We start from the raw sequence: 12916 nt of genomic DNA on the forward strand, positions 1-12916 counted from the left end.
ATGGACCAGATCGGCAAACGTTTTGCCAGCGTAATGGCGCTTAATGCGGTTACCCTGCGCCTCAATCCGGGGGAGATTCATGGCCTGATTGGCGAGAACGGCGCCGGTAAATCGACGCTGATCAAGATCCTCGCCGGCGTTTATCAGGCCGACAGCGGCAGCGCGACCCTCGACGGTCGCCCGCTGCCCCTCGGCAACCCGGCAGCCATCGAAGCCGCCGGCATCCGCGTTATCCACCAGGAGCTCAACCTGATCCCGCACTTTACCGTCGCGGAATCGGTGTTTCTGGGCCAGGAGTATCGCACCCGCTGGGGGGCGCTGGATCGCCGACGGATGAAGGCCGCCACGGCGCAATTTTTCCAGCAAAACTGGCAGTTGGCGATCGACCCCGAACGTCTGGTGCGAGACCTGAGCCTGGCCGAGCGCAAGCTGGTGCAGATTGCCCGCGCGCTGATCGACGGCGCGGCGCGGCTGGTGGTGTTCGACGAGCCCACCGCCCCCCTCGAGGCCCAGGAGGCCAGTCTGGTCACCTCCGCCATCCTGCGCCTGCGCGACCAGGGCATTGCCATTCTGTATATTTCCCACTATCTCAATGAGATAGCCAGCCTCTGCGACCGTGGCACTGTGCTGCGCAACGGGGAAGTGGTCGGTTATCCCGACCGCGACCTGCTGCAGAATACCGAGGCGCTGATCGCCATGATGGTCGGCCGGGAAATCGACCAGCTGTATACTCCGCGCCAGCGCCCGGCGGCAGACAACGGGGAGGCTCCGCTGCTCTCGGTGCGCCAGCTGAGCGACGGACGGCAGCTGCAGGATCTCTCTTTTGATATTCACCCGGGGGAGATCGTCGGCGTCGCCGGCCTGCTCGGCGCCGGGCGCGATGTGCTGGTGGACTTACTCTACGGCTTGCGTCCGGCGGAGCGCGGCACTATCCATCTCGACGGCCTGCCGCGACGAATCCGTACGCCAAAGCAGGCGATCCGCGCCGGAATGGCGCTGGTCCCGCGCGATCGCCGCCATCAGGGGCTGATCCTGTCCTTCACCACCGCCGACAATATTAATCTCGCCTCGCTGCCGGAGACCGCCACCTTTGGCTGGGAGCGGCGGGGGATCGCCGAGAGGAAAGCGCGCGACTGGATAGAACAGCTGGCGATCCGCCCGGGTCGCCCGGCGCTGCCGGTACGCTACATGAGCGGCGGCAACCAGCAAAAAGCGATCCTCGCCCGCTGGCTCGGCACCGATGCCCGGCTGTTTATTCTCGATGAACCCACCCTCGGGGTTGATATCGGCGCCCGCCGCGATATTTATCAACGTACGCGCCAGCTGGCCGATAAAGGACGGGCGGTGCTGGTCTCCTCCAGCGACGCCACCGAACTGCTCGGACTATGCGACCGGATCCTCGTCCTCTGGCGCGGCGCGCTGGCGGCCAATCTGCCCACCCGCGGGCTGACCCTCGACGCCCTGCTGGTGGCGATCAACGGCGGACAGGAGCCTTCACCATGAATACCGCTATCCAGCGTCGCGGCCGTCCGGGCCTGGCGACGCTTGTTGAAAAATTCCCCCTGATCCTGTTTCTGGCGCTGCTGGTGTGGCTGAGCGTGCAGTCGCCCTACTTCCTCAGCTGGCAAAATATCAGCCTGATGCTGGTCCAGAGCGTTCCGCTGGCGATCCTCTGTTTCGGCCTGGTCTGCGTCATCGCCGTTGGCGGAGATGACGTGGTCTCCGGCGGCATCGACCTCTCCCTGCCGGCGACGGCGGTGCTCGGCGTCGCGCTGCTCAGCCTCGGGCTGGCCGAATGGCACACGCCGTATCTCCTGCTGCTGGCGCTGCTGGCGGCGGTTTGCCTGCTCTGCGGGGCGATCAACGGCTTCCTGGTGCTGGCGGCCGGCCTGCCGCCGCTGCTGGCTACCCTCTCGACCTCCGTGGCGTTTACCGGCCTGACGGACCTGCTGACCGGCCAGCGGCGCATCGCGGTCAGCGATCCGCTGATGGTCGCCTTTCGCGATAACAGCCTCCTCGGCCTGCCCTGGCCGCTGGTCTATCTGCTGGGGGTATTTATCCTGTTCCAGTTCCTGCTCCATCACTCCCGCTTCGGTCAGCATGTGCAGGCGGTGGGCGGCAATCGCGATATGGCGCAAATGAGCGGCCTGAACGTGCGCCGCTTAACCCTGCAGGTCTGGCTGTTAGCCGGCATCGCCGCCGGGCTGGCTATTCTGCCGCTGCTCAGCCAGGGCTCCGGCAGCTCCAGCGGAACGGCCACGCCGCTGCTGCTGGAAACCGTGCTCGCGACCTTTATCGGCGCCGCCTTCTCCCGCCGTCGGGTAGTCACCATCTGGGGCACGCTGCTGGGGGCGATTCTGGTTAACGCCCTCTCTAACGGACTCGGCCTGCTGGGGGTCAATATCTTCTGGATGGGCGCCATTAAAGGCGGCCTGATCCTGGTGGTACTGGCGGCCTCGGCGGTCAGACACAAAGGAGGCGAGGCATGAGCCAAATCACTCTGAAAACCCCAGCTCCTGCGGAACAGACGGCCAGCAGCCCGCTGGCCTGGCTGTCGCGGGCCGGATTCGGCATCATCACCCTGCTGGCCATCGCCCTGTTCGGCTGGGCGAATCCAGTATTTTTAACCGTGGATAACTGGGCCAACCTGCTGCAGGGCAGCGCGATCCTGCTGATTGTGGCGATGGCGATGACCCTGATTGTCAGCGCCGGGGCGATTGACCTGTCGGTGGGCGTCGCGCTCGATTTCGGCGCCGCCTTCGCCCTCGTCGCCCTGAAAACCTGGCATCTGCCGTGGCAGGCGGCGGTGGGCTGCGCCCTGCTCGGCGGGGTGCTGATTGGCCTGCTCAATGCCTTTCTGATCCTCATCTGCCGGATCCGCCCCTTCCTCGCCACCCTCGGCACCTGGTTTATCGCCAGCAGCGCCGAACGTATCTATACCGATGGCGGCGGCGCGATAGCCTATCGGCGAATGGCTCCCGAGTATCACGACCTGGCGGTGGGTAACCTTGGCGGGATCCCCACGCCGGTAGCGATCGTGCTGGCGCTGTGGCTGGCGGCCTGGCTGGTCACCGAGCGCACCCTGTGGGGCAAATATATCCGCGCCATCGGTCAGAACAGCGAAGCGGCGCGCATCGCCGGGATCCGCGATCGCCTGACCATGCTCGGCGTGCTGGTGGCCGCCTCAGCCCTCTGCGCCGTCGGCGGGGTGATCCTCTCCGCCAACCTGCGGCAATTTACCCCGCTGGCCGGGCAGTCTTACCTGATGGACGCCATTGCGGCGGTGTTTATCGGTACCGCCTTTAACCGTCTGGGCCGGGTTAGCATCGCCGGCACCCTCGGCGGCGTGCTGTTCCTCGCCATTATTGATAATGGTCTGAACCTGATGGGCCTCAATTATCTGGTGAAGGACGCGCTGGTCGGCGTGATTCTGGTGGTGGCCCTCGCCCTATCCTTCTGGCAGGCGCGTCTGCGCCAAACGCATCGCTAAACGGGAGAACGATGGCAACCTTTGACGCCGTATTTGTCGGCCTGACTATTCTGGATATCGCCGGGCGCCCGGTGGTGGCGATCCCGCCGCGCGGTGGCGTCGCTTTTATTGAGCAAATTCGCCTCAACCCCGCCGGCACCGCTGCGGGGGCTAATATTAACGCCGCGAAGCTCGGGATCCGCACCGCGGCGGTGGCCTGCCTGGGCGAAGATGAAAAGGCCGACTTTATCCTCGCCAGCTATGCCCGGCTGGGCATTGACTGCTCGCTTATCCAGCGCACCGCGCTGAAGGAGACCTCGGCGACGATCCTGCCGATTCGCCCCAACGGCGAACGTCCGGCCCTGCACTGCCGGGGCGCGTCTGACGCCCTGTTCGTCAGTGAAGCGGAATTTGACGCCGTCCTTGACTGTCGCTTCCTGCATCACGGCGGGAGCGGACTGCTGGCGGCAATGGACCAGGGACAGAGCGCACGGCTGCTGCAGGCGGCCAAAGCGCGTGGAATCACCACCAGCTTTGACCTTATCGCGCCGAATGAACACACCCTGGAACTGCTGCGGCCCCTGCTGCCGTCGGTGGATTATTTTATGCCTTCGCTGGAGGAAGCCGCCTTTCTCTCCGGGGAGACGCAGCCGGAGGCCATCGCCCGCTTCTTCTTTGCGCTGGGCGTGGGCACCTGCATTCTGAAAGACGGCGAGAACGGCTCCTGGCTTATCGGCCGCGATGGCGCGCTGGAGCATATTGCGCCGTGGCCCGTCGAGGCGGTGGATACCACCGGCTGCGGCGACAGCTACTGCGGCGGGTTTATTGCCGCGATGGCGCGCGGGCTCAGCGTGAAAGCGGCGTGCGACGTCGCCTCGGCGGTGGCCGCGCTGGTGGCGACCGGGATGGGCTCGGATGCCGGGGTGGTAGACTGGGAACAGACCCAGGCTTTTATGGCGGCCCATCGCCCCTGACGTTGGACCCACGCCGCTGCAGGACGCGGCGGCGCAAGCGGCTTAACGCCACTGGTACAGCAGCGGCTCCCCGGCGACATAGCGCTGAAGATCGGCAGCGATCATCGCCGTGTGTTTGGCGATACTCTCCCGGGTGGCCCCGGCGATATGCGGCGTGATAATCACGTTATCGAACTCGGTGACAAAAGGGTGATCGCGCCACAGCGGTTCGCGATGATACACGTCCAGCGCCGCGCCGCCCAACGGGCCGTGACGCAGAGCCTCAATCAGAGCCGCTTCGTCGACCACCGCCGCGCGGGAGGTATTGATCAGCAGCGCGCCAGGCTTCATGCTGTTTAGCAGCGCCGCATTCACCAGCCCGTCGCTGTGCGGCCCGCTGCTCAGATGCAGGCTGACGATATCCGCCTCACGGAACAGCGCCTGCAGGGTGGTTTTCTGTAGCCCTGGCTCATTGATATCCTCTGCGGCGACGAACGGATCCACCACCCGCACCGCCATACCGAACGCCCGGGCGATACGCGCCACCCGGCGGCCAATGTTGCCATACCCCACCAGGCCCAGCGTTTTATTGCGCAGTTCACTGCCCTTAAACACTTCATAGGGGCTTTCCGGACTCACGTCCCAGACCACATCCCGGCGCAGCCCCTGCTGGGTGGCGGCGGCGGCATTGTCAGCCTGCGTGAATTCCCCCCGCTTCAGCGCCGCATGGGATTGCGGAATATGGCGCGCCAGGCTGAGCATCAGGCCAAGCGTCAGCTCCGCGGCGGCATCGGCATTGCGCCCCGGGGTGTAGAGTACCCGGATGCCGCGCGCCTGCGCGGCCTGGGTATCAATATTCACCGGATTCGCGCGGGTACAGGCGATAACCTGCAGGCGCGGACAGGCGGCCATCACCGCATCCGTCACCTCATCATAGCTGGTCACCAGCACCTCAGCGTCGTGGGCCAGCTCAATCAGCTGACCGGCGCTGAGTTTCGGTTTGCCCAGCGCCCACCCCTCCACCAGCAGCTCGCCCAGCTGGTGGAAGGCGCTAAGGTCGCCAGCATGCTCGGCGGTAAAAACGATTTTCATGGTTGTACTTCCTGAGAAAGACGTTGAAGAGCGGCCTGCCTGGCCTGCCATACCGGCAGCATCTGCTCACGCAGCAGGCGATAAACGGGATACAGCGCCGCGTAGCGGGCATGCGCCTGAGGGCGCGGCTGATAGCGGGTCTGCGCCAGCGGAGGCGTCTCGGCCAGCGCCGCGACGCTGCGGGCCGCCAGAATCGCCGCACCGCGCGCGCTTAGTTCATTAAAGGCGCTGGAGACCACCGTGCGCCCGGTACAGTCGGCGATAATCTGCAGCCAGGTGGCCGAGGCTGCGCCGCCGCCGGTCAGATACAGCTCGCCGCCCTGGGGATAACCCTGCAGCGCATCGACAATGGCGAAGGCCAGGCCTTCAAACACCGCGCGCTGTAGTTCGGCGCGGGTGGTATGCGGGCTAATGCCGATAAAGCCGGCCCGCGCGTCAGGGCTGTAAAACGGCGCGCGTTCGCCATTGAGATACGGCTGCCAGAAGACGCCGCCGCTGCCTGGCTCCACCTCCGCGATCGCCTGCTCCAGCCGACCCAGATCGGCGTCCAGCGAAATATGCTGCTGCAGCCAGTCAATGTTTGGCGTACCGGCCTGCATCGGAAACAGCGAGATCACCTGCCCGGCTTCGGTGTGAGTGACGAAGCGCGTCGCCTCGTTCACCGTCTGCGGACCGCGGCAAACGATTCCGGTACAGCAGGTGGTGCCGAGGATCGTGTAGATATCCCCTTCGTTGACCGCGCCGCAGCCCAGCGCGGCGCTACAGACATCCAGCGCCCCGGCGGCCACTGGCGTCGCGGCGGGCAGTCCGGTCAGCGCCGCCACCGCGTCGCTCAGCGTACCGGCCGGAGCGTCCGGGGCCAGCAGAGGGGGAAACAGCGGCAGCAGTTCGTCCAGCCCCATCTCGTTCATCACCACCGAGGACCAGCTGCCGCTCTGCTGATTGAGTAATGAGCTGCTGGCGTCCGTCAGCTCCAGCGCCGCCACGCCGGTCAGGCGAAAGCGGATCCAGTCCTTGGCGAAAAACAGATAGCGCGCGGCCGCCAGCCGCTCCGGCTGATACTGTTTCAGCCAGTACAGCTGCAGGCTGGTATTGCAGGGCTGCAGGTGGGTGCCGGTATCGGCGAAATAGCGGCGGTCAAAACCGGGCCGGCGCAGCAGTTCGCTCATCAGCTCGTGGCTGCGGGTATCGCTCCACAGGATCCCCGGCCCCACCGGTTCGCCCTGCGCATCGCTGAGCCAGACCCCCTCCCCTTGCCCGGCGAGGCCGATGGCCCGCAGCCGCCCCTCCTGCAGCGCCGGGTGGCGGGCAATCTGGCGCAGAATAGCCAGCACCGAATGCCACAGCTGGGTCATATCCTGTTCCGCGTAGCCATTGGCCGACAGGCGGGGGGAGGTGTTTTCCGCAGCGCTGGCGCGCGCGGTGAAATGCTGATCAAACAGCACCGCTTTCACCCGGGAGGTGCCGATATCGATACCAAGATAAAAATCCATACCTGCTCCGGTTCAGGGCTCGTAGCGGCGGCGCATCAGCTCGCACTCGAACAGGAACTCCAGCCCCTCCAGTTGCCGGCGGGCCTCCTGAATATCTTTCCCCCAGCAGGTCAGGCCATGTCCGCGCAGCAGAAAGCCGTAACGCAGCGGGCGGGTTTGCGCATAATCGGCAATCCGCGCCGCCAGGGCGTCAATATCCTGATCGTTATCGAAGATGGCGACCGGAACGGTATCGAGATGGCTGTGCTGCCCGCTGAGGGTTTTCTGCATTTCATACCCCTGCAGCGCCAGCGTGTCGCTTTTTTCGATGCGCGACAGCACGGTGGCATTGACGGTATGCACATGCAGCACCACGTTGGCCTCTGGGAACAGGCGGTAGACCAGGGTGTGCAGGCCGGTCTCCGCCGACGGTTTCCGTCCGGAAGGGGCCTGATTGGTGGCGATCTCCACCTGCAGAAAATCCTCGGTCGTCAGGCTGCCTTTATCGCGGCCCGACTCGCTTAGCCAGCACCAGGTATCATCCTGACGCACCGACATATTGCCGCCGGTCGCCGGCGCCCAGCCTTTCGCGCCGATCCAATGACAGGTGGTGACCAGTTGCGCGAGTCTTTCTTGCCACATAGCAGTTCCTTAGGTTAGCGATGATTTGTTTAGCCGTCTAAATGGCTATTTATCCGATACTAACACCGCTAACCGGAGGGAACAATATTTCAGGAAACACACATAAGACAAATGGTTATATCATAAATGCATATTAAATAACCTTTATTCACAGCAATTTAACCAACCGCAGTGAATCCGCTACGATCCCCTGCTGCCTGGCGCCACAACGCTGGCGGATTGTGCTGGCTGAAATTCTCCTTCTGCGCCAGGCATGCCGTCGCCGCCCTCCTCTGCCCCGGACTGGTGCAAAACATGGCAGGGTGCACACTAAAATGGCATTACTCCTCCTGAACCCCTCAATAACCGTGCACATTGCACACTATGCGCTATTCCTCATGCCCGGTTTTTCCTGGCACATCTCTTGCTACTTCCGGCTATCACCGCCCATCTAACCCAGCCAGAGGTTCCAGGATGTCAAACAGCAATGATTTTCCCCTCGTCGAAGCGCCCACCGCCGGACGCAAAGGCGTATTTTCCATCGCCATGGTGTTATTCAGCTTTACCTTTTTCACCGGCACGATGTTTGCCGGCGGCAAACTCGGCGTCTCCTTTTCCATCGTTAATCTGCTGTGGATAGCCGTCATCGGCAACGCCTTGCTGGCTCTCTATGCCGCATCGCTGGGCTGGATTGCCGCGCGCAGCGGCCTGAATACGGTGCTGATGGGCCGGTTCTGCTTCGGGGAGATCGGCAGCAAGCTGGCCGATTTTATCCTTGGCTTTGCCGAGCTGGGCTGGTACGCCTGGGGGACCGCCACGGTCGCTATCTCGCTGGTGAAGATCCTCGCCCTGCCCGAGGCGCTGACCCAGCCGCTGATGGTGCTGTTTGGCATTCTGTTCTGCGTCACCGCGCTGGTGGGCTACAAGGGGCTGGACGCGCTGTCGCGCCTGTCGGTGCCGCTGATGTTCGTGCTGCTGGTGGTCTCCATGTATCTGGCGCTGCACCACGCCGGCGGCTGGCAGGCGATGACCCGCATTGCGCCGAGCGACACCATGACCTGGTCGGCGGCCATCACCATGGTCTTTGGCACTTTCGCCAGCGGCGCCACCCAGGCGACAAACTGGACCCGGCTGGCCAACTCCAGCCGGACCGCCATTCTCGCCAGCATGGGCAGCTTCCTCATCGGCAACGGGCTGATGATCGTCGCCGGCGCCTGGTGCGCCATCGTTTATCAACAGGCCGATATCGTCGAAGTGCTGATCCTGCAGGGGCTATCAGTCGCCGCGGTGATCATGCTGTGTCTCAACCTGCTGACCATCCAGGGCCCCACCATCTATAACGTCTCCGCCGCCGCCTGCCATCTGCTGCGCAGCGAACGCCGCCGCACGCTGACCCTCGCCGCCGCCGGGGTGGGCATTGTGCTGGCCATTGGCGGAATGTACGAAATGCTGATCCCGTTCCTTGTGCTGCTGGGCAGCATTATCCCGCCCATCGGCGGGGTGATTCTCGCCGACTACTGGTTCGCCCGCGGCGGGCGCTATCCCCTGCTGCAGAACGCCTGCCTGCCGCGTTTTAACTGGCCGGGACTCGGCGCCTACGCCGCCGGCGCGGTGGTGGCTTATCTGTCACCGTGGATCGCGCCGCTGGTGGGGATCACCGTCTCCGCGCTGGTCTATATCGCCCTGACCATGGTCAGCAAACGTCAGCCTGCCGCCGTCGCGGAGCAAGAGCCATGAGCCTGACGGTCAGCGAACTGCTGGCCCTTGAGGGACTCTCCGCCCTGCGTTTGCGGGCGGGAAAGCAAGGGCTGCAGCGGGCGGTACGCTGGTACTACGTGGCGGAAAATGAGCATATCGCCGAGTGGATCATGGGCGGCGAGCTGGTCTTTATCACCGGCATCAACCATCCCCGGGATGAAGCCAACCTGATCCAGCTGCTGATGGAGGGCAAACAGCGCGGCATCGCCGGGATGGTGATCCTCACCGGCGAGGCCTATATCCACGCCATTCCCGCCACGCTGATCGCCCTCGCCGACGAGCTGGGCATTCCGCTGATCGAGCAGCCCTACCTGCTGAAGATGGTGATTGTCACCGAGCGGGTCGGCACCGCGCTGGTCCGCAGCGAAAACGCCCTGCAGTCGCAGCGCGACATCCTGATGCAGCTGGTCACCGGCGACTATCCGGACCTGCAGATGCTTCACCAGCGCGCCCTCCACCAGCAGCTCGATTTTACCCGCCCGCTGCGGCTGGCGGCGCTGCGCCTGGAGGGGCTGTCCCGCCTGTTTCGCCAGTTCCCGCCCGAACAGGCCGAAGCCTGGCTGCAGCAGGCCCACCGCAGCGTGCGCCAGCAGCTGCAGCAGCAGCTCAACCAGCAGGGCAACCCCTTCCCGCTTCTGGAACGCAGCAACATGTTCCTTTTCCTGTTGCCGGATGAGGAGGGGGAAGACTTTCAGCAGAAAAAGTGGCTGCAGCAGTGGCTGCAGACGCTGGCGGAGGGGGAAGAGCGTTTGTCACTGCTCTGCGGCCTCTCGGCACCGGTCAGGCAGCTGCAGGGCTACCCGCGGGCGTTGTCGCAGGCGCGCCAGGCGCTGGATCTGTGCGAAACCCTGCGGCCGACCCAGCGCATCAGCGACTATCAGCAGTTGGGGTTTATCAAACTGCTGTCCGCGGTCAGCGACCCGGCGCTGCTCAACGATTTTATGCACGACACCCTGGGCTGCCTGATCGAGCCGGGCCGTAAAGCGCCGTGGCTGCTGCTGGAGACCCTCGAGACGCTGCTGCAGGAGAACGGCAACGTTGTGCGAGCCGCCGACCGGCTGGGTCTCCATCGCAACACCCTGCATCAGCGCATCCAGCGTATTGAAAAACTGACCGGCTACCCGGTCAGCCACCCTCAGTTTCATCTCAACGCCTCGGTCGCGCTGGTGATCTGGCGTTTATCGCAAAACCATTTACAGGACCAACCATGAAAATTGTTAACGCCCGCCTGCGCCGCCAGGAGGCGCTGTTTACCCTTGAGCTGCAGGACGGCATCATTCGCGGCATGACCGCCCAAACCGCGATGCGGACCGCCGACACCGGGGATATCGACGCCCAGGGTCGGCTGGCGATCCCGCCCTTCGTCGAGCCGCATATCCATCTTGACGCCACCCTAACCGCGGGCGAGCCGGAGTGGAACCGCAGCGGCACCCTGTTTGAAGGCATCACCCGCTGGAGCCAGCGCAAAGCGAGCATTACCCCGGAGGACACCCGCCAGCGGGCGCTGAAAACCATCGGCATGCTGCGCGATTTTGGCGTTCAGCACGTCCGGACCCATGTGGATGTCACCGACCCGTCGCTGGCGGCCCTGCAGGCGCTGCTGGCGGTGAAACAAGAGGCCGCCGATCTCATCGATCTGCAGATTGTCGCCTTTCCGCAGGAGGGGATCGAATCGTATCCCAACGGCCGGGAGCTGATGACGCGCGCCATCGAGATGGGCGCCGACGTGGTGGGCGGCATTCCGCACTATGAGAATACCCGCGACAAAGGGGTCAGCTCGGTGATGTTTTTGATGGACCTCGCCCAGCGCTACGGCCGCCTGGTGGATGTCCACTGCGATGAAATCGACGATCCGCAGTCGCGTTTCCTCGAAGTGCTGGCGGAAGAGGCCCGGGTGCGCGGTATGGGGGCGCAGGTCACCGCCAGCCACACCTGCGCGATGGGCTCTTATGACAACGCCTACTGTTCGAAGCTGTTTCGCCTGCTGAAAGCCTCGGGGATCAACTTTATCTCCTGCCCGACCGAAAGCATTCATCTGCAGGGCCGGTTTGACAGCTGGCCGAAACGGCGCGGCGTCACCCGGGTGGCGGAGCTGGATCGCGCCGGCATCAACGTCTGCTTTGCTCAGGACTCGATTCAGGATCCGTGGTATCCGCTGGGGAATGGCAATATCCTGCGCATTCTGGATGCCGGACTGCACATCTGCCATATGCTCGGCTATGACGATCTGCAGCGCTGTCTCGACTTCGTCACCGACAACAGCGCCCGGGCGCTTTGTCTGGGCGATAACTACGGCCTCGCCGAAGGCCGCCCGGCTAACCTGTTGATCCTCGATGCGGAAAACGACTACGAGGCCGTCCGCCGCCAGGCGCGGGTGCTGACCTCCATTCGCCACGGCAAGGTGATTTTGCAGCGTGAGGTGGAGCACATCCGCTATCCGGCATAAGGCGCAAGGCGCTGCGCGTCGGCGCCTTTCTGTGATACCTTTTCAGGCAGTGTGCGTGACCGACGCCCGTCCGGGCGTCGGCTTCCTGGAAAACAGACGGCGCGAAACGACGATGAGCGATAAAAAATGGATTAAGGCCGAGGACGTGGCCAGACTGGCCGGGGTCTCGCGCTCGGCGGTCTCCCGCACCTTCACCCCCGGCGCCTCGGTGTCGGAGAAGACCCGGCAGAAGGTGCTGAACGCCGCGGAAGCTCTGGGCTATCAGGTGAATATCATCGCCCGGACGATGATCACCGGCAGCAGTAATTTTATCGGCATCGTCACCGCCGGTTTCGACAACCCGTTTCGCAGCAAACTGCTGGCGCCGCTGGTCCATCAGCTGGCGCTCAACGGCTTTATGCCGCTGCTGATGAACGCTGACGATCCGCAGCAGCTCGCCCCTTCGCTTAAGCAGCTGCTGAGCTACCACGTCGCCGGGGTGATCATCACTTCCGGCGCGCCGCCGCTGTCGCTGGCGGAAGAGTATCTGGCGCGCAAGATCCCCGTCACCCTGATCAACCGTCATGCGGATCTCGCCGGCTGCGACCGGGTGTGCAGCGATAACGCCCAGGGGGCGAAGCTGGTGGCGGGCTTGTTCAGTCGTCGAGGCTGGCGGCAGGTTGGCTTTATAGGCGAAAATCGCGAGAACTTCAGCACCCGCCAGCGTTATGACGCTTTCATCGCGCAGACGTCGGGCATGACGGTGACCAGCCGCTTCTGCGACGGCGGCGGCTATCAGGCTGGCTACCAGGCTGCCAGAGAATTCGTTGCTGAAAACCCCGGGGTGCAAGCGCTGTTTTGCGCTACCGATATGCTGGCGCTGGGCGCCCAGGACGGCCTGCGGGACGCCGCTGCCCCGCTGCCGGCCATCGTCGGCTTTGACGATATCCCGCAGGCGGACTGGCAACCCTACCAGCTTACCACCGTTCAGCAGAATACCGCCCTGCTGGCCCACCACGCGGTGGATCTGTTAATGACGCGGATCGCCCGCTTCAGCCTGCCCTCGCGCCATCGCGAAGTGCCGGTGAAATTAATTATTCGTCAAAGTGCGAAATGAAAAAATCAT

The 12916-nt window shown here is 64.0% G+C and carries 11 protein-coding genes; 8 read left to right on the forward strand and 3 right to left on the reverse strand.

What is annotated here, in order from left to right:
* Genes ACQUTI_RS11050 through ACQUTI_RS11065 form a run of 4 tightly spaced genes read left to right on the forward strand, consistent with a single transcriptional unit; the run spans window position 1 to window position 4443 of the window.
* Complete coding sequence (locus ACQUTI_RS11050; protein ID WP_025999138.1) at window positions 1-1503, forward strand: sugar ABC transporter ATP-binding protein; 1503 nt, start codon at window positions 1-3, stop codon at window positions 1501-1503.
* Window positions 1500-2489: an ABC transporter permease gene (locus ACQUTI_RS11055; protein ID WP_214456084.1), complete on the forward strand. Its 990-nt coding sequence runs from the start codon at window positions 1500-1502 to the stop codon at window positions 2487-2489. Before ACQUTI_RS11050 ends, ACQUTI_RS11055 begins: the two co-directional genes overlap by 4 nt.
* On the forward strand, window positions 2486-3490 hold the full coding sequence (locus ACQUTI_RS11060; RefSeq protein WP_017899077.1) for an ABC transporter permease: 1005 nt from the start codon (window positions 2486-2488) through the stop codon (window positions 3488-3490). The genes ACQUTI_RS11055 and ACQUTI_RS11060 overlap by 4 nt, the downstream gene beginning before the upstream one ends.
* Window positions 3491-3501: 11 nt before the next feature.
* Entirely contained in the window at window positions 3502-4443 is a 942-nt protein-coding gene (locus ACQUTI_RS11065; RefSeq protein WP_017899076.1) for a carbohydrate kinase family protein, read from the forward strand.
* A gap of 42 nt (window positions 4444-4485) precedes the next feature.
* On the opposite strand, the gene ACQUTI_RS11070 is transcribed toward ACQUTI_RS11065, so the two are convergent.
* From ACQUTI_RS11070 to ACQUTI_RS11080, 3 genes are read right to left on the reverse strand one after another with little or no spacing between them, the layout of a single operon-like run.
* A complete protein-coding gene (locus ACQUTI_RS11070) occupies window positions 4486-5514 on the reverse strand; it encodes a 2-hydroxyacid dehydrogenase (RefSeq protein ID WP_017899075.1) in 1029 nt (342 codons plus the stop codon).
* Window positions 5511-7007 (reverse strand): FGGY-family carbohydrate kinase, encoded by a 1497-nt coding sequence (locus ACQUTI_RS11075; RefSeq protein WP_004885807.1) that lies wholly within the window; start codon window positions 7005-7007, stop codon window positions 5511-5513. Before ACQUTI_RS11075 ends, ACQUTI_RS11070 begins: the two co-directional genes overlap by 4 nt.
* Window positions 7008-7019: 12 nt before the next feature.
* On the reverse strand, window positions 7020-7628 hold the full coding sequence (locus tag ACQUTI_RS11080; protein ID WP_008805607.1) for a methylthioribulose 1-phosphate dehydratase: 609 nt from the start codon (window positions 7626-7628) through the stop codon (window positions 7020-7022).
* 453 nt (window positions 7629-8081) lie between these two features.
* Between ACQUTI_RS11080 and codB the strand changes: the two genes are divergently transcribed.
* From codB to ACQUTI_RS11100, 4 genes are all read left to right on the forward strand, one after another.
* Complete coding sequence (gene codB / locus ACQUTI_RS11085) at window positions 8082-9344, forward strand: cytosine permease (protein ID WP_049093804.1); 1263 nt, start codon at window positions 8082-8084, stop codon at window positions 9342-9344.
* Window positions 9341-10576 carry a PucR family transcriptional regulator gene (locus ACQUTI_RS11090; protein ID WP_049093803.1) on the forward strand — a complete coding sequence of 412 codons (1236 nt, stop codon included), beginning with the start codon at window positions 9341-9343 and terminating at the stop codon, window positions 10574-10576. The genes codB and ACQUTI_RS11090 overlap by 4 nt, the downstream gene beginning before the upstream one ends.
* Window positions 10573-11811 carry a cytosine deaminase gene (gene codA / locus ACQUTI_RS11095; protein ID WP_032455710.1) on the forward strand — a complete coding sequence of 413 codons (1239 nt, stop codon included), beginning with the start codon at window positions 10573-10575 and terminating at the stop codon, window positions 11809-11811. Before ACQUTI_RS11090 ends, codA begins: the two co-directional genes overlap by 4 nt.
* A 145-nt stretch (window positions 11812-11956) precedes the next feature.
* Window positions 11957-12907: a LacI family DNA-binding transcriptional regulator gene (locus ACQUTI_RS11100; protein WP_072140537.1), complete on the forward strand. Its 951-nt coding sequence runs from the start codon at window positions 11957-11959 to the stop codon at window positions 12905-12907.
* The last annotated feature ends 9 nt before the right edge of the window (window positions 12908-12916 follow it).

The organism is Klebsiella sp. 7-CIP_Kleb., from assembly GCF_050378655.1.
Classification (GTDB): domain Bacteria; phylum Pseudomonadota; class Gammaproteobacteria; order Enterobacterales; family Enterobacteriaceae; genus Klebsiella; species Klebsiella quasipneumoniae.